Origin of the sequence: Micromonospora sp. BL4 (genome assembly GCF_003667505.1) — a bacterium.
Taxonomy (GTDB): domain Bacteria; phylum Actinomycetota; class Actinomycetes; order Mycobacteriales; family Micromonosporaceae; genus Micromonospora.
On the sequence record NZ_RCVJ01000109.1, the window covers coordinates 26694 to 48857 of the forward strand.

Sequence of the window (22164 nt, forward strand, 5' to 3'; positions counted from 1 at the left end):
CATGCGCAAACTCACCGCCCGCCTGCGCGGCGACGACGGGATGAACACCGCCGAGTACGCCGTCGGCACTCTCGCCGCGGTCGCCTTCGCCGGGATCCTGTTGAAGGTGTTGACCTCCGGCAACGTCCAGTCGGCGCTGACCGCCGTCATCGACCGGGCGCTCAAGTGATCGGGCGCCGGCAGACCGGCCGCGATCGGGGTTCCTTCACCGCCGAACTGGCGGCCGGCCTGCCGGCGCTGCTTCTGCTCCTGCTCACCGGCCTGACCGCCGTCAACGCGGTCACCACCCGGGCGAGCAGTCTGCACGCGGCCCGGGAGGCGGCGCTGGCTGTCGCACGGGGCGCGGACGGCAGCGCCGACGGCCTGCGCTCGGCACCGCCCGGGGCCGAGGTGACGGTGTCGATCGACGGCGACCGGGCGCAGGCGACGGTGCGGGCGCCCGTACGCGCGTTGGGCCGCCGCCTCCCCCGGATCACCGTGGTCGCCACCGCCGTCGCGGCTGTGGAACCCGGGACCACGGACGTGAGCCGATGAACCCGTGCCCAGGCACGCCGGAGCAGCAGAGCAGGACCGGCCAGGCGCAGCTCCGCCACGAGCAACCGGAGACCGGGCGGCCGAAGACCAAGTGGCCGAAGACCGGGCGGCCGAAGACCAAGTGGCCGAAGACCGAGTGGCCGAAGACCGAGTGGCCGAAGACCGAGTGGCCGAAGACCGAGTGGCCGAAGACCGAGTGGCCGAAGACCGAGTGGTCGAAGACCGAGTGGCCGCACGGGGAGAAGCCAGACGCCGCGCGGACGGATCCTGAGCGAGGTGGGGCGACCGTGCTCCTGCTCGCGATGGGTCTGGTCTTCGTACTGGCGGGGACGTTCGGCGCGGCCGTCGCCGCAGCAGGAATGGCGGCGCAACGGGCGGCGGTGGCGGCCGATTTGGGTGCGCTGGCCGGGGCGGCCAGAGCGATCGACGGCGACGCGGCGGCGTGCACGTTCGCCGCGGACATCGCCGGTCGCAACGGTGGCCGGTTGGTCGACTGCCGTACCGACGGGCTGGATGTGCTGGTGACCGTCGAGGTGGCGGTCACACCACTGCCCGGCCTGACCCGAGTCGTGGCGTCGACGGCCCGGGCGGGGCCGGTACGCGGATGAAAGGTGCTCGCGCCCGTCAACCGACCAGGGCCTGGCTCGCTCCCGCACTGGATCGGGCTCCGCGGGTGCGGTCCGACAAGACACTGTGGAGTTGAATCGCTGACGACATCAGCCGCGATCCGTTCACGACATCAACTCCAAAGCGGCCGCCGAACACTGGCAGCCGGCCGCAGAACCGCCAGCCGGCAAGGCTGCCCGCTGCCCGCTGCCCGCTGCCCGCAGCCGGCAGCCGGCGGCCCGCAGCCGGCCACTGGCAGCCGGCCACCGGCAGCCGCCGGACAGCCGGCTGGCCGGGACCTGGGCCGGCGGGCCCGTGTCCCGGCCAGCGGGCGAGAAGGAGGGTGGCCCTGCGGGCCGGGATGCGTCAGCGGGCCTGGAGCGCGTCGAGAGCGACGGCCATGGCGATGACCAGGCGGCGGTCGATCTGGGGGTTGTGCACCTCGACGATGTACTTGTCGCGTAGGCCCCACTTCTTCACGACCGAGAAGACGGGCTGGCCGCCGGCGGTGAAGTCGAAGTGGTACGGCAGCCAGGACAGCGAGTCGACGAACCGACGCAGCAGCGCCACCGGCATGCTGCGCTCCTGGCCCGTTACCTGCGGCAGACCGGCCTGCTCGACGTGCCAGGTGGAACGGAGCAGTGACTGGGCGAAGTCCTTGCGGAACAGGCCGATCGGGTTGCCGGCCGCGTCGGTCACGTCGTACGTGGCACCCAGGTCGATGCGCTGGCGGGCCTTGAAGCCGAGCAGGGGCTGCTGCTTGGAGTCGTCGGTGTAGATCGTCACCTGCTCCTTGAAGGCGAGCCGCTTCTGCTGCGCGAAGGCCAGCAGTTCGCCCTCGGTACCGTCCGCCGCGACCGCCCGGACCTCGTACTGGTTGACCATCATTCGCAGCCGCTGCCGGATGTGGAAATGCTGCAGGGTCTGCAAGTTCTCGAGCTGCATCTGATCTCCTCAGGGGATTGTGCGCCGGAGTCTCGCACAGCCCGGCGACCGACGCCGGCCCGCGCCCCGGCGCTCCCACCCGTGGCCGGGCCAGCCCGTCTTGCCGTCCCCAGGGAGGTCAACGCCCGTCGACGGTGACGCGCAACGCCCAGCCGTTGAGGACCTGGTGGATACCCTGCAGCCGCTCGTTGATCTGCTCCAGCCGTTCTGCCTGAGCCAGCGCGGCCAGTGCGGATCCGAGCGCGATCTGCTGGTCGAGGGTGAGTCTCTCCTGGTCGATGGTGTAGAGCAGGTCGACGGTCTCGGCGATGGTGTCGGCCACGGCTCCTCCTAGGGCACGGGACGGGCTGAAAAGGCAGGCATCGATGGAAGCGCTCCCATCATTGTGCCCCGTCGCGCTCGGATTCATGCAACGCGGCTCAGGCGGGCAGGTTCGCCAGCACCACGTCGAGCACGCGGATCGCGTCCGGCTTGGAGAGCGGGTTGTTGCCGTTGCCGCACTTCGGCGACTGCACGCAGGACGGGCATCCCGTCTCGCAGCCGCACTCCGCGATCGCGTCCCGGGTGGCCCGCAGCCACGCCGACGCCGTCCCGTACGCCCGCTCGGCGAAGCCCGCGCCGCCCGGGTGTCCGTCGTAGACGAAGACGGTCGGCGCCTCGGTGTCCGGGTGCACGGCGGTGGAGAGCCCGCCGATGTCCCACCGGTCGCAGGTGGCCATCAGCGGCAGCAGCCCGATCGCGGCGTGTTCGGCGGCGTGCAGCGCACCTGGCACGTCCGGGGCCTGTACGCCGGCCGCGGTCAGGGACTGCGGCGACAGCGTGAACCAGACCGCCACCGTGCGCAGCTCCCGGGTGGGCAGGTCGAGTGGCCGGGTGTCGATGACCTCGCCGGTGGCGATCCGCCGTCGCTGGTACGACACCACCTGGCTGGTCACGTCCACCTCGCCGAGGAACATGCCGACCGGTCCGGCGTCCACGTAGGAGCGCACCGACACCACGGACAGGTCGGTGACGTCCCGGGCGTGAGTGGACCAGTCCGGCTCCTCGGCGTGCACCAGCGCGCATCCGTCGGCGAGGTCGAGCTCGTCCACCACGTACGAGACGCCCTGGTGCAGGTAGACCGCGCCGGGGTGGAGCAGGAAGTGCGACGAGCCGCCGTCGACCGTGCCCAGCAGCCGGCCGGTGGCCGACTCCACCACGCAGACCGGTGCGCCGCCCTCACCGCGTAGATCCACCTCGGGACGCTCCCGGTGCCGCCAGTACCACCCGGTGGGCCGCTGCCGCAGCGCCCCGGCAGCCACCAGCTCGTCGATCGCCTCCTTCGCCCCGTCGCCGAAGAGCGTCAGGTCGGCCGGGGTGAGCGGGGCCTCGACCGCGGCGCAGGCGAGCTGCGGGGCCAGCACGTACGGGTTGGCCGGGTCGAGCACCGTCGCCTCGACCGGCGCCCCGAAGATCGCCTCCGGGTGGTGGATCAGATAGGTGTCCAGCGGATCGTCCCGGGCCACCAGCACGGCGAGGGCCTCCTGCCCGGAGCGCCCGGCGCGGCCCGCCTGCTGCCAGAGCGACGCCCGGGTACCCGGATATCCGCAGATCAGCACCGCGTCCAGGCCGATCAGGTCCACGCCCAACTCAAGCGCGTTGGTGGAGGCCAGGCCGAGCAGGTCACCGTGCAGCAGCGCCCGCTCCAGCTCGCGCCGCTCCTCACGCAGGTAGCCGCCCCGGTAGGCGGCCACCCGCTTGCCGAGCCCCGGCACCGCCTCGTCCAAAGCCCGGCGCGCGCTGGCCGCCACCACCTCGGCGCCCTTGCGGGACCGGACGAACGCGAGTGTGCGTACCCCCTCGGCGACCGTGTCGGCGAGCAGGTCCGCGGTCTCCCGCAGCGCCGACCGGCGGACCTGGATGAGGTCCGGCACGTCGTCGTGCCCGCCCGCCGCCTGGGTGGGCGCCGGGGAGGCCGCCGCCGACGAGTCGGGTGGCAGCAGCGGCGGCTCCCAGAGCGCGAAGGTCACCCCACCGCGTGGCGAGGCGTCCTCGGTGACCGCCGTCACCGGCAAGCCGGTCAGCCGCTCGGCCGCGGTCGCCGGGTCGCCGGAGGTCGCCGAGGCGAGCACGAACACCGGGGTGGCCCCGAACCGGGCGCACTGCCGGCGCAGCCGACGCAGCACGTGCGCCACGTGCGAGCCGAACACCCCCCGGTAGGTGTGGCACTCGTCGATCACCACGTACGCCAGCCGGCGCAGGAAACCCGACCACTGGGCGTGCCCGGGCAGGATGCCGTGGTGCAGCATGTCGGGGTTGGTCAGCACGAACCGGGAGTGCCGTCGGATCCACTCCCGCTCGGCGCGCGGAGTGTCCCCGTCGTAGCAGGCCGGACGTATCCCCTCCAGCTCCAGCCCGGCCACGGCCCGCAGCTGGTCGGCGGCGAGCGCCTTGGTCGGTGCCAGGTACAGCACGGTGGCCCGGGGGTCGGCGAGCAGCGTGGCCAGCGACGGGAGCTGGTACGCCAGGGACTTGCCGGACGCGGTGCCGGTGGCGAGCACCACGTGGCCGCCGTCGTACGCCAGGGTGGCCGCCTCGGCCTGGTGTCGCCACGGCGCGACCACGCCGCGGCGGGCGAACGCCTCGCGCAGCTCCGGGGGTGCCCACGGCGGCCACGGTGCGGGCACCCCGGCGCGGGCCGGCACCCGTTCGACGTGGGTGACCGGGTCACCGGCGCTGTGGGCGCGCAGCCGGCGCAGCAGGTCGACCGGCGATGGCTCGGGGCCGGGACCTGCGGATACGGTGGCTGCGGACGACACGCCCTGCACTCTCGCACTGGTGTTCGGAGATGAAAAGTCGGGCCAGGGGGTAAGGGGAGCTTTCCGTTGGCGACCGCAGGGTGGCCAAGCGGTAATGGTTAGATGCCCAGGAGAGTTTACGGCTCTGGCGAGGAGGACCGATGGAGCTGTCGCTGGCGACCCGCACCGTGGGCGAGCACACGGTGCTCGAGGTCGGCGGTGAGGTGGACGTCTACACCGCGCCCCGGCTCCGCGAACGGCTCCTCGAACTGATCGACGGCGGCGCCCGGCACGTGGTGGTCGACCTCGGTCGGGTGGACTTCCTCGACTCCACCGGGCTCGGCGTGCTGGTCGGCGCGCTCAAGCGGCTCCGCACGGCCGGCGGCTCGTTCGCCCTGGTCTGCGACAAGGAGCCGCTGCTCAAGATCTTCCGGATCACCGCGCTGGACCAGGTCTTCCCGCTGCACCCCACGGTCGACGCGGCGGTCGGCGCGGAACCGACCGGTGCCAGCGCGTGATGGCGACAGTCAAGCTCTCCTTCTCCCCGGCTCCGGTGCACGTGCGTACCGCCCGGCTGGTCGGCGTCGCCGTCGCCCGGCGCGCCGGGGTCCGTGAGGATCTGCTGGACGAGGTGCGCCTGGCCATCGGCGAGGCGTGCACCCGGGCGGTGGCCCTGCACCGCCAGTACGGCCTGGCCGACCCGGTGCTGGTGGAGATGTCGGACGCCGGGTCGTACGCGGTGCGGGTGGTGGACCGGGCGCCGATCGAGGCCGGGATCGGGCTGGCCGCACTGCCGCCGGACGAGCTGGCCAACGAGTCGCTCACCGATGAGGCGCTGACCACCGGAGTCGGGTTCGCTCTGCTCGCCGGGTTCGTCGAGGACCTTCAGGTGCGTCCCGTCGACGAGGGCGTCGGCACCGAGGTGCGGATGGTGTGGCCGGTCGGCCGCTGACCCGTTCTGTTCCGCCGCACAGGCCGCATCCCGTCGGGGGTGCGGCCTCCTTGTCATGGGCCGGGCTCTATATCAGATTTCGTTTCATAACACAGCGACGAAGATCATCGAGACACGGTGCCACCTCGGTGTGACCTCCGACACTGTGGAGGGCTACAGTACCCGGGTTGTCAGCAAGTGATCCATCCCGCAGCCAGCGGGTATGGGTGGTCATCGCTGGTCCGCTGGGGTGGGTTGGCGCGCGCTTGCGAGTCCGCGTTCAGGCGCCGGTCGGTGCGTCTCCACTCACCGGCGCGAGTGTTCGGTAACAGGAGGACACAGATGTCCGAGACCTTGGCCGCCGATGGCGGCGGGCTTTCCCTTACCGGTAGCAACGTCACGTACGTCGTCATCGCCGCGGTGATCGCGCTGGTGGCGCTCGTCTTCGCCGCCGCCCTCACCAAGGCGGTACTGGCAGCCGGCAAGGGCACCACGAACATGCAGGAGATCTCGGGGGCGGTCCAGGAGGGCGCCTCCGCCTACCTGCTCCGCCAATTCCGCACTCTGGCGATCTTCGTCGTCATCGCCGTGGTGCTGCTCTTCCTGCTGCCGGTGCACGACACCGACGGCAGCGAGACCGCCGTGAAGTTCGGCCGATCGCTCTTCTTCGTGGTGGGCGCCCTGTTCAGCGCGTCCATCGGTGGCGCCGGCATGTGGCTGGCCACCCGCGCCAACCTGCGCGTGGCCGCCGCCGCCCGGGAGCGACAGGGTGGCCGCGAAGCGGCCATGAAGATCGCGTTCCGCACCGGTGGCGTGGTGGGCTTCCTCACCGTGGGCCTCGGCCTGTTCGGCGCCGCGCTGGTCGTCCTGGTCTACCGGGGCGACGCGCCGACCGTGCTGGAGGGCTTCGGCTTCGGCGCCGCGCTGCTCGCGATGTTCATGCGGGTCGGCGGTGGCATCTTCACCAAGGCCGCCGACGTGGGCGCCGACCTGGTCGGCAAGGTCGAGCAGGGCATTCCGGAGGACGACCCGCGCAACGCCGCCACCATCGCCGACAACGTCGGCGACAACGTGGGCGACTGCGCCGGCATGGCCGCCGACCTGTTCGAGTCGTACGCGGTCACCCTGGTCGCCGCACTGATCCTGGGACGCGCCGCGTTCGGCGAGGACGGCCTGGTCTTCCCGCTGATCATCTCCACCATCGGTGTGCTCGTCGCGATCTTCGGCGTCTTCATCACCCGGCTGCGCGCCTCCGACCGCAGCGGCCTGACCGCGATCAACCGGGCCTTCTACATCTCGGCGGTCCTCTCCGCGGTGCTGGTGGCGATCGCCGCCTACGCGTACCTGCCGGCGACCTTCGCCGAGCTGGAGGGTGGGCTCACCGACGTCGACCGCAACCCGCGACTGGTGGCCATCGGCGCGGTGATCATCGGTATCGTGCTGGCCGCCGCCATCCAGGCGCTCACCGGCTACTTCACCGAGACCAACCGGCGCCCGGTGCAGGACATCGGCAAGAGCTCGCAGACCGGTGCGGCCACCGTCATCCTGGCCGGCATCAGCATCGGGCTGGAGTCGGCGGTCTACTCGGCGCTGCTGATCGGCGCCGGCGTCTTCGGCGCGTTCCTGCTCGGCGGCAGCTCCATCACCCTGTCGCTGTTCGCGGTGGCGCTGGCCGGCACCGGCCTGCTCACCACGGTCGGCGTGATCGTCGCCATGGACACCTTCGGGCCGATCTCGGACAACGCCCAGGGCATCGCCGAGATGTCCGGTGACATCGACGAGCACGGCGCCCGGACGCTCACCGAGCTGGACGCGGTCGGCAACACCACCAAGGCGATCACCAAGGGCATCGCGATCGCCACCGCGGTGCTGGCCGCGACCGCGCTGTTCGGCTCGTACACCGACACGCTGCGCACGGCGTACGCGGACGCGGGCGTGGGCGACGTCGGGACGGAGATCCTCAACTCGCTGAACGTGGCCAACCCGCGCAACCTGGTCGGCCTGATCATCGGCGCGGCGGTGGTGTTCCTCTTCTCCGGGCTGGCCATCAACGCGGTGTCCCGCTCGGCGGGCGCCGTGGTGATGGAGGTCCGCCGGCAGTTCCGTGAGCTGCCCGGCATCATGGACCGCACCCAGCGCCCGGAGTACGGCAAGGTCGTGGACATCTGCACCCGGGACGCGCAGCGCGAGCTGATGACCCCCGGCCTGCTCGCCATCCTGGCGCCGATCGCGGTCGGCTTCGGCCTCGGGCCCGGCGCGCTGGCGGCGTACCTGGCCGGGGCGATCGGGGCCGGCACGCTGATGGCGGTCTTCCTGGCCAACTCCGGTGGCGCGTGGGACAACGCCAAGAAGCTGGTGGAGGACGGCGCGTACGGGGGCAAGGGCTCCGAGGCGCACTCCGCGACGGTCATCGGCGACACCGTCGGTGACCCGTTCAAGGACACCGCCGGCCCGGCCATCAACCCGCTGCTCAAGGTGATGAACCTGGTCTCGCTGCTGATCGCGCCGGCCGTGGTGGCCTTCAGCATCGGCGACGACCGGAACACCCCCGTGCGGGTGGCCATCGCGGTGGTGGCCACGCTGATCATCGTGGCGTCGGTGGTGTTCAGCAAGCGCAAGGGCATCGCGATGGACGACTCCGACACGGGAGCGGGCAGCACCGATCACCGGCCGGAGACGGTCAACGCCTGACCATTCTCGGCACCGGGTCCCCGGTCGGCGTGCCACGCCGGCCGGGGACCGTCGGTTCCTCCTCCGGAGCCGTCTGACCGGTGCCACGCCTGGGCGGAGGTCGTACGCTGCAACGCATGCGTACGTGCCAGGCGTCTGCCGCCGGAAAGCTCACGGTGGTCCTGGCCACGTTCGTCGTCCTGCTCTCCGGCTGCGGTGGTGGCCCCAGTCCGCGGGCCTGGGCGGCCACGGTCTGCGGTGCGCTCACCCCGTGGCGCTCCGAGATCAGCAAGTTGACCAGCAGCACGGATGAGCAGATGACCGCGCAGACCACGCCGGCGCAGGCCAAGGAGAACCTGGTGCGGCTCTTCGGTGGGGCGGAGCAGGCGAGTGAGACCGCACGCCGCAAGGTGGAGCGGGCCGGCGTCCCGGAGACGGACAACGGCGAGGCCATCTCCGCTGGTTTCCGCAGCTCACTGGGGAAGATGCGGGACGCCTACGGCCGGGCCCGGGACAGCATCGAAGGGTTGGGCACCGCCGAGCCGACCGTCTTCTACGACGGCGTGCGGGCCGCGGTGGACACCCTCAACAAGGAGTACGACGCCAGCGCGCTGGACACCAGCCGGCTCAACTCCGAGGAGCTGAAACAAGCCTTCGACGAGGTGCCGGAGTGTCGCTGAGCGGGCTCGGCGACACCGGAGCGGCGCAGCCGCCTCCGGCGCTGTTCCCGGCGCCCGAGCCCGACCCGTCGGCGTCCGAGCCAGCGCGACGGCGTGGCGGGCCGACACGGTCCGGGTCGAGCGGGCCGCCCTCCGGGCCGGCGCAGACCGACGACGGCGGGCGTCAACTGGTCTTCTTCGGCGCCGAGGCGGCCGAACCGACGGTCGCCGACCTGGCCGGGCTGCTCGCCGGGCCGGGCGAGGTGGTGCGGATGGGGGGCACCGCCCGTCTCTCCGTGCAGGTGGACGCCGCCTGGCGGGTGCACGTGCTGGTCGCGGAGTTGGCGTTGCGCGGGCTGGCGGCGAGCTGGGAGCCGACCGGGGACGCGCGACACGCCGTCCGTACCTCGTACACCCGGATCCTGAAGCCGCTCGCGGTCGCCTGGCTGCACGGTCCGGCGAAACGCCCGCCGGCGACCTTTCACCTGACCGGCCGGCGGCTGCGGCTGTGGCTCGCCGCCGCCGGGACGCCGGAGCCGCCCGGCGGCTTCCTGTTGCGGCTCGGCGAGGGCGACCGGGAGTGCTGGGAGCCGGTCGGCGCGGCGCTCGCCGCCGCCGGGCTCGCCGGCACGCTGCTCGGCCCGGACGAGGGCGGCCCGGGGTACCGGATCACGGGCCGGCGCCGGTTGGGCCGGCTCGCCGAACTGGTCGGCGGGCCGCCGCGCGCGGCACCGGCCGACGCCTGGCCGACCCGACCCTGACCAGGGGACGAACCGGATCATTCCGCCCAGTCCGGAGGTGGAGGCCCGGGGCCGCCGTCGGTTGTCCGGACCCGGACAGCCGGCGGGCCGATCCGGGCGGAAAACGGGCGGGTCGGACCTCGGTCGAGAGTCCGCCATCGTCACAGTGACCCGCTTCGAGCCCTACCCACGGTGTACGGTGGCGCCGTCCGGCAGTGCCGAGCGCGGCGGGGCGGGAGTGGACCGCCGCGCCGGAGCGGTTTGCCGCCCGCGAAACCCGAAACGCGGACGGCGCGTTACGTTGGACATCCGGACCGCCGGTGCGACGGCGGGGTCGAGAGCGGTCGCTGTCCGGGCGCCGGCAGACCACGAGCAGGAGTGAGGTCGGGGAGAGACGTGCCGAGCAACGCTGGAACCACCCGTCTGGTCATCGTCGAGTCACCGGCGAAGGCCAAGACGATCTCGGGCTACCTCGGCCCGGGGTACGTCGTGGAGGCCAGCTTCGGTCACGTCCGCGACCTGCCGCGCAACGCCGCCGACGTGCCGGCCAAGTACAAGGGCGAGGCGTGGGCCCGCCTCGGGGTGGACGTGGACAACGGCTTCCACGCGCTCTACGTCGTCTCGGCCGACCGCAAGCAGCAGATCAGCAAGCTGGTGAAGCTGGCCAAGGAGGTCGACGAGATCTTCCTGGCGACGGATGAGGACCGCGAGGGCGAAGCGATCGCCTGGCACCTGGTGGAGACGCTCAAGCCCAAGGTGCCGGTCAAGCGGATGGTCTTCCACGAGATCACCAAGCCGGCGATCCAGGCGGCGGTGGCCAACCCCCGCGAGATCGACCGCGACCTGGTCGACGCGCAGGAGGCCCGGCGGATCCTCGACCGGCTCTACGGCTACGAGGTCTCCCCGGTGCTGTGGAAGAAGGTCATGCCGAAGCTCTCGGCCGGCCGGGTGCAGTCGGTGGCGACCCGGATCGTGGTCGAGCGGGAGCGGCAGCGGATGGCCTTCCGCACCGCTGAATACTGGGACATCCTGGCCACTCTCGCCGTGGCGAACGCCGGCGAGGGGCCGCGCGCGTTCAACGCCACCCTCATCGCGTTGAACGGCGACCGGATCGCCACCGGCAAGGACTTCGAGCCGACCACCGGCCGGGTGAAGCCCGGGGCCGGCGTCGTGCACCTGGACGAGGGCGGCGCCCGTGGGCTGGCGGCCCGACTCGAGGGACGGCCGTTCACCGTCACCCGGGTCGAGGAGAAGCCCTACCGCCGCCGCCCGTACGCGCCGTTCATCACCTCGACGCTCCAGCAGGAAGCGGCCCGCAAGCTGCGCCTGTCGTCGCAGCAGACGATGCGCACCGCGCAGCGCCTGTACGAGAACGGCTACATCACCTATATGCGTACCGACTCGGTGAACCTGTCGGAGACCGCCATCTCGGCGGCCCGCCGGCAGATCGTCGAGCTGTACGGCGAGCGCAGCGTGCCACCGGAGCCGCGCCGCTACACCGGCAAGGTGAAGAACGCGCAGGAGGCGCACGAGGCGATCCGCCCGGCGGGGGACAACTTCCGTACCCCGGGCGAGGTGGCCAAGGAACTGTCCGCCGAGGAGTTCAAGCTCTACGAGCTGATCTGGCGCCGCACCATCGCCTCGCAGATGACCGACGCGGTCGGCTCCAGCGTCTCGGTGCGCATCCGCGCGGTCTCCACCTCGCAGGAGGAGGCCGACTTCGGGGCCACCGGCAAGACCATCACCGACCCGGGCTTCCTGCGCGCGTACGTCGAGTCCAGCGACGACGAGAACGCCGAGGCCGAGGACGCCGAGCGCCGGCTGCCCACCCTGGTCAAGGACCAGCCGCTGACCGCCGACGAGCTGGCCGCGCAGGGCCACCACACCCAGCCGCCGTCGCGCTACACCGAGGCGTCGCTGGTCAAGGCACTGGAAGAGCTGGGCATCGGCCGCCCGTCCACGTACGCCTCGATCATGCAGACGATCCAGGACCGGGGGTACGTCACCAAGCGCGGGCAGGCGATGATCCCGACCTTCCTGGCGTTCGCGGTGATCGGCCTGCTGGAGCGGCACTACCCCCGCCTGATCGACTACGACTTCACCGCCACGATGGAGAACGAGCTGGACGAGATCGCCGGCGGCGACCACGCCGCGGTCGACTTCCTCACCGCGTTCTACTTCGGCGGCGCCAACGGCGCCGGCGACCAGGGCATCGCCCGTTCCGGCGGGCTCAAGAAGCTGGTCACCGAGAACCTGAGCGACATCGACGCGCGCAGCGTCAACTCCATCCCGCTCTTCACCGACGACGACGGCCGGGAGGTCGTGGTCCGGGTGGGCCGGTACGGGCCGTACCTCCAGCGGGAGCTGCCCGGCGGCGAGCCGGCGGCGCCGGCCGAGGGTGAGGAGGGTGGCGCCCAGGGCGACCGGGCGCCGATCCCCGAGGGGCTGGCCCCGGACGAGCTGACCCCGGAGAAGGTGCACGAGCTGTTCCTCGGCGGCAGCGGCGAGCGCAAGCTCGGCGACGACCCGGGCACCGGCGAGCCGATCGTGCTCAAGTCCGGGCGGTTCGGCCCGTACGTGTCCAGCGGCGAGCGGAAGTCCTCGCTGCTGCGCTCGCAGACGCCGGACTCGCTGACCCTGGAGGAGGCGCTCAAGCTGCTCAGCCTGCCCAGGCTGGTCGGCGTCGCGCCCGACGGGGTCGAGGTGTTCGCCAACAACGGCCGCTACGGCCCGTATGTCAAGCGGGGCGAGGAGTTCCGGTCGCTGGAGTCCGAGGAGCAGATGTTCACGGTCGGTCTGGACGAGGCGCTGGCCCTGCTGGCCGCTCCGAAGGCCCGTGGACGGCGGGCAGCGGCGCCGCCGCTGCGGGAGATGGGCGTCGACCCGCTGACCGAGAAGCCGCTGGTGATCAAGGACGGCCGGTTCGGCCCGTACGTCACCGACGGGGAGTTCAACGCGTCGCTGCGGCGTGGGCAGACCCCGGAGGCGCTGACCATTGAGGAAGCCTCGGAGATGCTGTCCGAGAAGCGGGCCAAGGGTCCGGCGCCGAAGAAGAAGGCGGCGAAGAAGGCTCCGGCGAAGAAGGCCACGGCCACCAAGAAGACGGCCGCCGCCAGCAAGTCCACGGCCGCGAAGAAGACCACGACCGCCAAGGCGACCACTGCCAGGAAAGCGGCCCCGAAGAAGGCCGCCGCCAGGCCCGCCGAGGAGTGACGGTCACCGACCCCTGTCCCTAATGGATGAAATGTCCTATTTGGTGCGAGGGTTTGGTGGGGGTTCCCTAACGTGAGGGGATGTTCGCCACCACTGCCACGCGTCGCCGTGTACTCGTCAGCGCGTCGGCGGGAGCGTTGCTGCTTGCCGTGGCAGCGGCGGGCTTCTGGGCGATGGATGACGAGAGCTCCGCGCCGGCCGGGGCCACCGCGTCACAGGCTGCCCCGCAGACCGTCGCCCCGGGGTCGTCCACCGGGCCGCCCCGGGATGCCGCCAACCGGCGGACCGTGCGACTCGTCGCCGCGGGTGACGTTCTGGTTCATCCCGCTGTGACCGACCAGGCGCGTCGGGACGGCGCCCGGGCCGGCCGCCTGGACTTCGCCCCGATGTTCGCGGGGGTCGCCCCAGCCGTCGGCGGCGCCGACCTGGCGCTGTGCCATCTCGAAACGCCACTGGCCGATCCAGCCGGCCCGTTCGCCGGCTATCCGTCGTTCAACGCGCCCCCGCAGGTGCTCGAGGGGCTGCGAGGTGCCGGGTTCGACGGCTGCTCGACCGCCTCCAACCACACCCTCGACCAGGGCGTCGACGGGGTGGCCCGGACGATCCGCGCGCTCGAAGTCGCCGGGCTGGGGCACACCGGCAGCGCCCGCAGCGCCGCCGAGGCGGCCACGCCCCGGATCTACCAGGTCGGCGACGTCCGCGTCGCCCACCTGGCGTACAGCCTGAACTTCAACGGGCTGAACCGCCCCTCGGGCCAGCCGTGGCTGGCCAACCTGATCGATCCGCCCGAGATCCTCGCCGCCGCCCACGAGGCGCGCGCCGCCGGCGCCGACATCGTCGTGCTCAGCCTGCACTGGGGTACGGAGTACCAGCACCTGCCGGACGCCGACCAGCGCGCCTGGGCACAGCAGTTGATCTCTTCGCCCGACGTGGACCTCATCCTGGGCCACCACGCCCACGCGGTGCAGCCGTTCCAGCGCTTCGGCGACAAGTGGGTGGTCTTCGGCATGGGCAACGAACTGGCCCGGCACGCGGAGCCGATCGACGACAACCGCGAGGGTGTGATGGCGCGAGCGACCTTCACCGAAACCGCCCCGGGGCGCTGGACGGTGACCCGGATGGAGGCGCTGCCAACCTGGACCGATCTGGCGCCGGCCCTCCGGCTGGTCGACCTGACCGCAGCGCTGGCCGACCCGGCCACCCCGCCGGGTCTGCGGGGCGACTACCGGGCGGCGTACCAGCGGGTGCTCGGCTACGTCCGGTCCCTCGGCGCCGGCCCGGATCAGGTGGTGGCGTCGGGCGGCTGAGCGTCGCCACCGAGGACCGGTCGAGGTGGGCGTTGGTGAAGACGCGGTCCGGGTCCAGGCGGTCGCGGACGGCCTGGAAGTCGGTGAATCGCGGGTACGCGGTGGCCAGCGAGGCGGCGTCGCGGTAGTGCAGCTTGCCCCAGTGCGGGCGACCGCCCAGTCCGGCGGCCACCTTCTCGAAGGCCCGGAAGTACGGCCCGTACGTGTCCAGCGGTGAGCGGAAGTCCTCGTTGCTGCGCTCGCAGACGCCGGACTCGTTGACCCTGGAGGAGGCGCTCAAGCTGCTCAGCCTGCCCCGGCTGGTCGGCGTCGCGCCCGACGGGGTCGAGGTGTTCGCCAACAACGGCCGCTACGGCCCGTATGTCAAGCGGGGCGAGGAGTTCCGGTCGCTGGAGTCCGAGGAGCAGATGTTCACGGTCGGTCTGGACGAGGCGTTGGCCCTGCTGGCCGCTCCGAAGGCCCGTGGACGGCGGGCAGCGGCGCCGCCGCTGCGGGAGATGGGCGTCGACCCGCTGACCGAGAAGCCGCTGGTGATCAAGGACGGCCGGTTTGGCCCGTACGTCACCGACGGGGAGTTCAACGCGTCGCTGCGGCGTGGGCAGACCCCGGAGGCGCTGACCATTGAGGAAGCCTCGGAGATGCTGTCCGAGAAGCGGGCCAAGGGTCCGGCGCCGAAGAAGAAGGCGGCGAAGAAGGCCGCCACCCGCAAGGCCGCCACCAGCACCGAGTAACCCCGGCCCGGCCGCCTGATCGGTGACGCGCCGGTCCGACGTTCCAGATCTTGGACAGTTTTCGTTCGGTCGGAACGACAACTGTCCAAGATCTACGCCTCTGTGGCCGGGTGTCGGCTGTTGCCCAGCTCGAACGCGGTGATTCGGCCGGAGCGCGGGTGTTTCCTGTCACCCTTGAGGTGAGGCTCTTCGCCGTTCGTCGGTACGGTCGTACCGTATGGCCATGCCGGTGCCTTGCCTGTCGCAGCCTGCGCGGGTTCGATCCGTGCCGACGCCTCTCCGGGGAGAGCGGTTGTTCGGCGGACCCGGGCCCACGACGCCATGGTGACCCGGAAGAGGCGTGCGGGTGGTGAGAAGCGGAACGCGGTGCTTGACGCGGTGGCCGGCGTGCTCGCCACGCGCGGCTACGAGAACACCCGCTTCGCGGACGTATCGGCGGCCGGGGGCGTCGCGATCAGCACCCTCCAGACCTACTTCGGTTCGCGCGAAGACATGATCATCGAGACGATGCAGGTTTTCACCGACCGGGAGGTGGCTGCTCTGCAGGCGGTGTCCGCCGCCGAACCCGACCCGTGGCGACGGCTGGTCCTGCTGGTGGACCGCAGTCTGCACAACTCGGAGAGCACCCGGCAGATCCTCGTTGAGTTCTGGCGATCGGCAATGCGCGACGACGAACTCCGCGACCACAGCACCGACGTGTGGACGCGTTACCGCGCGCCCTTCCTGGCCGCCGTCCGGGAAGGCGCGGAGCGGGGTGCGTTCACGCTGACCCACGACGCCGAAGCGGTGACGGATGTCCTCCTCACGGCTCTGGCCGGTCTGATCGTTTCCCGGGTTCAGCGCCACCCCACTCCCACAGTCACGGATTTCCGCGCAGTCCTCCTGGCCCAGCTCAGGCTGATGGTGGGCATAGCGGACGCAGCGCCAGCAGCTGAACGGAATGAGGGACGATGACCACCGTCGAGATGACCCGCTTCCGCGTGCCCACCGAGCGCGCCGACGCTCTGCTGGCCGCGCGACCGGCGATGTTGCGTGACTTCCAGGCCGACCGTGCCGGCTTCCTCGAAGCCCGACTGATCCGACTGTCGGCCGACGAGTGGCTGGACATCGTCTTCTGGGGCTCCTCCGAGGACTTCGCCGAATCCCGCCGCCGGGGCGCGGACCGGCCCGGTATCCAAACCTTCTTCTCTCTGATCGAAGCGGTGATCAGCGTCGAGGAGGGCACCACGACCGAGCCGGCGGGCGCCTGATGCGCGCGGCGTGGTACGACCGGCAGGGCCCGGCGCGCGAGGTGCTCCAGGTCGGTGAGCTGCCCGATCCGTGGCCGGGTGAGGGCGAGGTCCGGGTACGGGTGTCGGTTTCCGGGATCCACGTCGGTGACCTCGGCAAACGGCAGGGCTGGTGGGGGTCCACCATGTCGTTCCCCCGGGTCGTCCCGCACGGCGACGGTGCCGGGGTGATCGACGCGGTCGGCCTGGGTGTCGACCCGTCCCGCGTCGGCGAACGGGTCTGGGTCTACCTCGCCCAGTCGTACCGCCCGTTCGGCACCGCCGCCGAGTACACGGTGGTGCCGGAGCGGCACGCCGTGCCGCTCCCCGCCGACGTGCCGTACGAGCAGGCGGCCGGGCTCGGTATCCCGGGCATCACCGCGCACCGGGCGATCTTCGCCGACGGTCCCGTGCGCGGGCAGCGGGTCCTCGTCACCGGTGCCCTCGGCGCGGTCGGACGGGCCGCGTTGGCGGTGGCCCGCCGGGGCGGCGCCATCGTGATCGCGACGGTTCGCACGCCCGATCAGGTGGAACCCGCACTGGCCGCGGGCGCGCACCACGCGGTCGACACCGCCGGTGGCGATGTCGCCACCCGGATCCTCGACTACACCGGCGGGGAACCGATCGACCGGGTGGCCGAGCTGGCCTTCGACACGAACCTGGCGACCAATCTGGAGATCCTCCGCAACGGTGGCCTGATCGCGACCTACGCGACCGGCGCCGCCGAGCCGTCCATTCCGTACTGGCCGCTGGGCTTTCAGAACATCACGGTCCGGTTCCTCAGCAACGACGACTTCCCGGAGTCCGCGAACGAGGCCGCCGCGGCCGAACTGACAGCCGCGCTGGTCGCCGGTGACCTGCGCTACCCGATCGCCGCCCGGTTGCCGTTGGCGGAGATAGCAGAGGCGCACGAGCTGGTCGAGCGCGGCTCGACCAGGGGCCGGATCGTCCTGGACATCTGAAGGGCAGGCAACGACCATGATCTGGACAGCCGGTTTCCGTACCGGGGTGATCAGCCCCTACGAGCGGTTGCAGTTCAGCGAACCCCGTCGCTTCGCCGACCAGACCGTCCGTCAGGTGCTGCACCTGGCCGGCGGTGGGGACGCGTTCCGGGTACGCCTGACGAACCGTTACGGCCGCGCTCCGCTGACCATCGGGGCCGCCACCGCCGCCGTCGGTGACCGGCAGGTCGCGCTCACCTTCGACGGTGCCGAGCACCGCGTCGTCCCGGCGGGCGAAGAGGCCGTCACGGACCCGGTCAGCGTTCCCGTGCGGTCCGGCTCGGACGTGGTCGTGAGCCTCTACCTCCCGGAGCGGACCGATCTGGCCACCCACTCGCACAAGCCGGCGGAGGTCGCCCGGATAGCCCACGGCAACCACGTCACGTCTCCCGTCCTGCCCGGGGCGGAGCAGGTCGAGGCCCGGTTCTACCTGTCGGGTGTCGACGTGCTCGCCCCGCAGGGCACGACGATCGCGGTGGCCTTCGGCGACTCCTGGTTCGAGGGGGTCGGCACCACGATCGGCGCGAACCGCCGTTCGGTCGACGTCCTCAACCGGCGGCTGCGGCACGGCTGGGTCGTCAACCAGGGCATCGCCGGAAACCGCCTGCTGCGCGACACCGTCGGCGAACACGGGCTGGCCCGCTTCGACCGCGACGTCCTCTCGATACCGGCCGTGAGCCACGTCCTGGTCCACTTCGGTATCAACGACCTCGGTCTACCCGCCATGCTCGGCGAGCCTCCCGTCTCCGCCGACGCCCTCATCGACGGCTTCACGACGCTGGCCGCGCGTGCGCACACCGCCGGGCTGAAGGTCGTCGCCGCCACCATCGGTCCCTTCGCGGGCGCCGGCCCCGAGATCAGTACGCCGGAGGGCCTCGCCGTCCGACGCGAGGTGAACGAATGGATCCGCACGACGGATGCCTTCGACGCTGTCGTCGACGTGGCTCAGGCCGTCGCCGGCCCGCACGCCCCCGACCACATCCACCCCGCGCTGGACAGCGGCGACGGCATGCACCTGAACGACAAGGGCGCCGAGGTCATGGCCGCTGCCGTCAATCTGGACGACCTCGCGCTGTAGCAGCCCGCCGTCAGGCCCCGAGGACGTGGGCCAGGTGGGGATTGGTGAAGACGCGGTCCGGGTCCAGGCGGTCGCGGACGGTCTGGAAGTCGGTGAATCGCGGGTACGCGGTGGCCAGCGAGGCGGCGTCGCGGTAGTGCAGCTTGCCCCAGTGCGGGCGACCGCCCAGTCCGGCGGCCACCTTCTCGAAGGCCCGGAAGTACGGCTCGTACGGCATGCCGACGTACTGGTGCACGGCGATGTACGCGTTGTCCCGGCCGTAGCCGTGCGACAGCCAGATGTCGTCGGCGGCGGTGAACCGCACCTCCACCGGGAAGAGCACCTTGAACGGCAGTCCGTCCACGATCCGCCGGAGCGCCGCCAGCGCCTCGGGCAGCGCCTCGCGGGGCAGGCCGTACTCCATCTCCACGAAGCGGACCCGGCGCGGGGTGCAGAACACCCGGTCGGAGCGGCCGGTGTACCGGCGTTCGGTGAGCGCGCGGGCGGAGACGGCGCTGATCCTCGGGGCGAGCGCCGGCACGGCCCGGCCGAGGCGACAGGCGCTGGCGAAGACGGTGTTGGCCAGGAAGTCGTCGTCCAGCCAGCCGCGCCATCGGGGCAGCGGGCGGTCGTTGGCGGATACCCGGTCGTTGGTCTTGACCTGGACCCGTGCGGTGTAGGGGAACCAGTAGAACTCGACGTGGTTGTGGTCGCCGATCAGTGCCGGCAGGTCGTCGAGCACGTCGGCCAGCGCGGCCGGGCGTTCGTGGGCGTGCAGCACGAAGGCGTCGACGCAGCGCAGGGTCACCTCGACCAGCACGCCGAGCGCGCCGAGCGACACCCTGGCGGCGGCGAAGACGTCCGGGTGCTCGTCGGCGGAGCAGCGCAGCACCTCGCCGGTGCCGGTGACCAGGGTGATCGCCTCGACGAAGGTGGACAGGCAGCCGAAGCCGGCGCCGGTGCCGTGGGTGCCCGTGGAGATCGCCCCGGCGACCGTCTGGGCGTCGATGTCACCGAGGTTGGGCAGGGCCAGGCGGTGCCGGGCGAGCAGACCGTTGAGGGCGTGCAGGGTCATCCCGGCCGGTACGGTGACGAGCCGACGCGCGACGTCGACGCTGACGGTGGTGGCGAGCTCGGACAGCTCCATCCGCCGGTCCTCGGCGAGCGCGATGGCGGTGAAGGAGTGGCCGCTGCCGGCCACCCGGATCCGACCGCCGTCGGCGGCGGCGGCCCGGACGGCCTCGGCGACGTCGGTCGGCGAGCCGGGGCGGAGGATTGTGGTGGCGCTGCCACGCTGGTTACCGGCCCAGTTGGACCAGCGGGCGGTGAGCGGTGCGGTGCCGACCATGCGCGCTCCTCGAAAATGAATATGAACTGACTTCATATCAGGAACGTTGTAGCTGGTAAATACCGCAATTGCGGTCCGCTCGTTGTACCGGTAGTCACGGACTCGTGACGTGGAGATATGTTCATCCGTCGAAGGGGGGTGGCGCCGAGTGTCCACACCAGCCGCCACGACCGGGCCGCTGCGCCGCGTACCGGTGCAGGGTCGAAGTGTCGCGCGGGTACAGCGCATGTTGGATGCCTGCGCCGAACTCGTCGACGAGGTGGGGTACGAAGGGCTGACCACGACCCTGCTCGCCGAGCGCGCCGAGGTGGCGATCGGGTCGGTCTACCAGTTCTTCCCGGACAAGCGGGCGATCGTGCAGGCGTTGACCCTGCGCACGATGGAGTCCTACCTCCAGCGGCTCGACGAGCGGTTCGCCTCCGACGAGATGACCCACTGGTGGGACGGCGTCGACGCGGGGATCGATGAGTACATCACGATGCACCGCACCGTTCCCGGCTTCCGGACCCTGCACTTCGGCGACGTGGTCGACCTGCACCTGCTCGACGAGCAGCGGGACAACAACGGCGTGATCGCCGACCAGCTGGCGCGGGTGCTCACCGAGCGCTTCGGGCTGACCGACGTCCCCAAGCTCCGCTTCGTCCTGGAGATCGCGGTGGAGGCGGCCGACGCGCTGATCAAGCTCGCGTTCCGGCGTCGGTCCGACGGCGACGAGCGGGTGCTGCTCGAGGCGAAGGCGCTGATCCGGGAGTACCTGCACCGCCAGGTCGACGGCCCGGAGAGCGACCGGTCGGGCACCGAGCAGCAGGCCGCGGCCGCCCAGCCCGCCTGACCCGGCCCGCCCTGCGGGGCCGCGCGGCGGGGCGGGGCCGCGCGGCGGGGTGGCACCTCAGAGGAACGCCTGACCCTCACCCCGGTACGTGGACGCGGTCGCCACGATCGCGTCCCCGTCGACGAGGTGCAACTCGTTGACCCGCTCGCACAGCTCGCCGGCCTTGGCGTGCCGGAACCACACCCGGTCGCCGATACGCAGGGCGGCCGCCGCCGCGCCGGCCAGCGGGGTCTGCACCTCGCCGGCCCCCTCGGTGCCGACCAGCTTCAGGCCGGCCGGCAGCCACGGTCGGGGCAGTCGGCTGTCGGCGGCCGGGCCGGAGGCGATCCAACCGCCGCCGAGCACGGTCGCCAGCTCCGGCGTCGGCCGACGGACCACCGCGCAGGCGAAGAACGCCGCCGGGGTGGGACGCCAGGCGCGGTAGGCGTCGAACAGCGTCGGCCCGTACAGGCCCGATCCCGCGGTGACCTCGGTGACCGCGGGATCGGCGCTGGTCGCGGCCACGCTGCCGGTGCCGCCACCGTTGACGAACTCCAGGTCGGCGTGCTCACGGACCGCGGCCACCGCCGCGCTCCGGCGAGCCAGCAACTCGCGGTACGACCCGCGCTGGGCCAGCCGGATCGCGCCGGCCAGCAGCGTCTGCCCCGGCGGCGCGTCGCCCAGGCCGGCGATCTGCGCCTCGTACGACATGAGGCCGACCAGCCGGAAACCGGCCCGGCCGGTGACGGTCGCGGCGAGCGCGCCGGCCGCTCGGGCGCTGTGCACCGGTGAGCGGCGTACGCCGACGTGCACCCGTCCGCGCAGCGGTCGCCAGGAGGCGTCCAGGTCCAGGCAGAGCCGCAGCTCGGCGCGCTGCCCGGGGGCCCGCACGGAGTCGATGAGGTCGAGCTGCCCGGTGCCGTCGATCATCAGGGTGATCGCGGCGGCCAGTGTCGGGTCGGCGGCCAGCTCGGCGAGCGCCGAGCGGTCCGCGCTCGGGTACGCGACCAGCACGTCGTCGCTCACCCCGGCCCGGACCAGCCAGATCGCCTCGGGCAGGGTGAACGCCATGACGCCCCGCCAGCCGGGCCGGGCGAGCGCCCGGCTGATCAGCTCCCGGCTGCGGACCGACTTGCTCGCCAGTCGGACCGGTTTGCCGGCGGCGCGGTCGGCCAGGGCGGCCGAGTTGGCGTCGAAGGCGGTGAGATCCACCACCGCGTACGGCGGGTCGAGGTGGGCGGTCGCCCGATCCAGGCGCTCGCGCAGTTTGTCGCTTTCGATGGCCACGTGTGCACGCTAACTGTCGGACGATGAATGCGAAATACCCTCGCGTACGGCCGGGCTGCGGTTGATGCCTTCGGCGGCCTAGGCTCAGCGAGCAGGAGAATGTCGCGAGTGGGGTGGCTCCCCACCGGGTCTAGAGTGTTCCACCGGGGGTGCCCAGCGATGGGCCGGCACGTGGAGGTACGGCCATCGAAAGCCAGAACAGCGGCGAGTCGCGCGGCGTGTCGCGCTCCGGCGATCAGTCCGGCAACGCCGCCAACCAGTCTGGCGGGAGCCAGGTGG

Annotated in this window: 19 protein-coding genes and 3 pseudogenes; 16 read left to right on the plus strand and 6 right to left on the minus strand. The window is 71.9% G+C overall.

Features of this window, described 5'->3' with window-relative positions:
- Position 1 precedes the first annotated feature (1 nt).
- The 3 genes and pseudogenes from EAD89_RS11085 to EAD89_RS11095 all read left to right on the plus strand — a co-directional run.
- Positions 2–169 (plus strand): DUF4244 domain-containing protein, encoded by a 168-nt coding sequence (locus EAD89_RS11085; protein ID WP_121655323.1) that lies wholly within the window; start codon positions 2–4, stop codon positions 167–169.
- Positions 166–534: a TadE family type IV pilus minor pilin gene (locus tag EAD89_RS11090; protein WP_121675631.1), complete on the plus strand. Its 369-nt coding sequence runs from the start codon at positions 166–168 to the stop codon at positions 532–534. The genes EAD89_RS11085 and EAD89_RS11090 overlap by 4 nt, the downstream gene beginning before the upstream one ends.
- A 269-nt stretch (positions 535–803) precedes the next feature.
- Positions 804–1142 (plus strand): annotated as a pseudogene (locus tag EAD89_RS11095) (Rv3654c family TadE-like protein); the annotation flags it as partial.
- 364 nt (positions 1143–1506) lie between these two features.
- Here the strand turns inward: EAD89_RS11095 and EAD89_RS11105 are convergent.
- From EAD89_RS11105 to EAD89_RS11115, 3 genes are all read right to left on the minus strand, one after another.
- Complete coding sequence (locus EAD89_RS11105) at positions 1507–2085, minus strand: hypothetical protein (protein ID WP_121656863.1); 579 nt, start codon at positions 2083–2085, stop codon at positions 1507–1509.
- 118 nt (positions 2086–2203) lie between these two features.
- The gene (locus EAD89_RS11110; RefSeq protein ID WP_089018052.1) at positions 2204–2407 is read right to left on the minus strand and encodes a hypothetical protein; all 204 of its coding nucleotides are present in this window, start codon (positions 2405–2407) and stop codon (positions 2204–2206) included.
- Positions 2408–2504: 97 nt separating this feature from the next.
- Entirely contained in the window at positions 2505–4883 is a 2379-nt protein-coding gene (locus EAD89_RS11115; protein WP_121675633.1) for a DEAD/DEAH box helicase, read from the minus strand.
- A gap of 140 nt (positions 4884–5023) precedes the next feature.
- On the opposite strand from EAD89_RS11115, the gene EAD89_RS11120 reads away from it, so the two are divergent.
- The 7 genes from EAD89_RS11120 to EAD89_RS11150 all read left to right on the plus strand — a co-directional run bounded on the left by EAD89_RS11120 (position 5024) and on the right by EAD89_RS11150 (position 14382).
- Positions 5024–5380 carry an STAS domain-containing protein gene (locus EAD89_RS11120; RefSeq protein ID WP_074316127.1) on the plus strand — a complete coding sequence of 119 codons (357 nt, stop codon included), beginning with the start codon at positions 5024–5026 and terminating at the stop codon, positions 5378–5380.
- A complete protein-coding gene (locus EAD89_RS11125; protein ID WP_089018050.1) occupies positions 5377–5814 on the plus strand; it encodes an ATP-binding protein in 438 nt (145 codons plus the stop codon). Before EAD89_RS11120 ends, EAD89_RS11125 begins: the two co-directional genes overlap by 4 nt.
- Positions 5815–6135: 321 nt before the next feature.
- Positions 6136–8484 (plus strand): sodium-translocating pyrophosphatase, encoded by a 2349-nt coding sequence (locus tag EAD89_RS11130; protein ID WP_121656862.1) that lies wholly within the window; start codon positions 6136–6138, stop codon positions 8482–8484.
- Between the two features lie 116 nt (positions 8485–8600).
- The gene (locus EAD89_RS11135; RefSeq protein WP_121656861.1) at positions 8601–9143 is read left to right on the plus strand and encodes a hypothetical protein; all 543 of its coding nucleotides are present in this window, start codon (positions 8601–8603) and stop codon (positions 9141–9143) included.
- A gap of 167 nt (positions 9144–9310) precedes the next feature.
- On the plus strand, positions 9311–9883 hold the full coding sequence (locus EAD89_RS11140; protein ID WP_121656867.1) for a hypothetical protein: 573 nt from the start codon (positions 9311–9313) through the stop codon (positions 9881–9883).
- Between the two features lie 375 nt (positions 9884–10258).
- Positions 10259–13075, plus strand: coding sequence for a type I DNA topoisomerase (topA, locus tag EAD89_RS11145; protein ID WP_121675634.1), 2817 nt, complete (start codon positions 10259–10261; stop codon positions 13073–13075).
- Between the two features lie 80 nt (positions 13076–13155).
- Complete coding sequence (locus EAD89_RS11150; protein WP_233578497.1) at positions 13156–14382, plus strand: CapA family protein; 1227 nt, start codon at positions 13156–13158, stop codon at positions 14380–14382.
- Between the two features lie 16 nt (positions 14383–14398).
- On the opposite strand, the pseudogene EAD89_RS11155 reads toward EAD89_RS11150, so the two are convergent.
- Positions 14399–14584: pseudogene (locus EAD89_RS11155) on the minus strand (D-arabinono-1,4-lactone oxidase); the annotation flags it as partial.
- Here EAD89_RS11155 and EAD89_RS11160 point away from each other — a divergent pair.
- The 5 genes and pseudogenes from EAD89_RS11160 to EAD89_RS11180 form a co-directional block, all read left to right on the plus strand.
- A pseudogene (locus EAD89_RS11160) lies at positions 14562–15083 on the plus strand (topoisomerase C-terminal repeat-containing protein); the annotation flags it as partial. The pseudogenes EAD89_RS11155 and EAD89_RS11160 overlap by 23 nt on opposite strands.
- A 396-nt stretch (positions 15084–15479) precedes the next feature.
- The gene (locus EAD89_RS11165) at positions 15480–16067 is read left to right on the plus strand and encodes a TetR/AcrR family transcriptional regulator (RefSeq protein ID WP_199733477.1); all 588 of its coding nucleotides are present in this window, start codon (positions 15480–15482) and stop codon (positions 16065–16067) included.
- On the plus strand, positions 16064–16363 hold the full coding sequence (locus EAD89_RS11170; RefSeq protein WP_121656858.1) for a hypothetical protein: 300 nt from the start codon (positions 16064–16066) through the stop codon (positions 16361–16363). The genes EAD89_RS11165 and EAD89_RS11170 overlap by 4 nt, the downstream gene beginning before the upstream one ends.
- Positions 16363–17343 (plus strand): NADPH:quinone reductase, encoded by a 981-nt coding sequence (locus tag EAD89_RS11175; protein WP_121675636.1) that lies wholly within the window; start codon positions 16363–16365, stop codon positions 17341–17343. The genes EAD89_RS11170 and EAD89_RS11175 overlap by 1 nt, the downstream gene beginning before the upstream one ends.
- Before the next feature lie 16 nt (positions 17344–17359).
- Positions 17360–18460 carry a GDSL-type esterase/lipase family protein gene (locus EAD89_RS11180; RefSeq protein ID WP_121675637.1) on the plus strand — a complete coding sequence of 367 codons (1101 nt, stop codon included), beginning with the start codon at positions 17360–17362 and terminating at the stop codon, positions 18458–18460.
- 10 nt (positions 18461–18470) lie between these two features.
- Here EAD89_RS11180 and EAD89_RS11185 read toward each other — a convergent pair whose 3' ends face one another.
- Complete coding sequence (locus EAD89_RS11185; protein WP_121675638.1) at positions 18471–19787, minus strand: D-arabinono-1,4-lactone oxidase; 1317 nt, start codon at positions 19785–19787, stop codon at positions 18471–18473.
- A gap of 226 nt (positions 19788–20013) precedes the next feature.
- Here EAD89_RS11185 and EAD89_RS11190 point away from each other — a divergent pair, with 226 nt between their 5' ends.
- Positions 20014–20619, plus strand: a complete 606-nt coding sequence (locus tag EAD89_RS11190) for a TetR/AcrR family transcriptional regulator (RefSeq protein ID WP_121656854.1) — start codon at positions 20014–20016, stop codon at positions 20617–20619.
- 57 nt (positions 20620–20676) lie between these two features.
- On the opposite strand, the gene EAD89_RS11195 is transcribed toward EAD89_RS11190, so the two are convergent.
- Entirely contained in the window at positions 20677–21885 is a 1209-nt protein-coding gene (locus EAD89_RS11195) for an amino acid deaminase/aldolase (protein WP_121656853.1), read from the minus strand.
- Between the last annotated feature and the right edge of the window lie 279 nt (positions 21886–22164).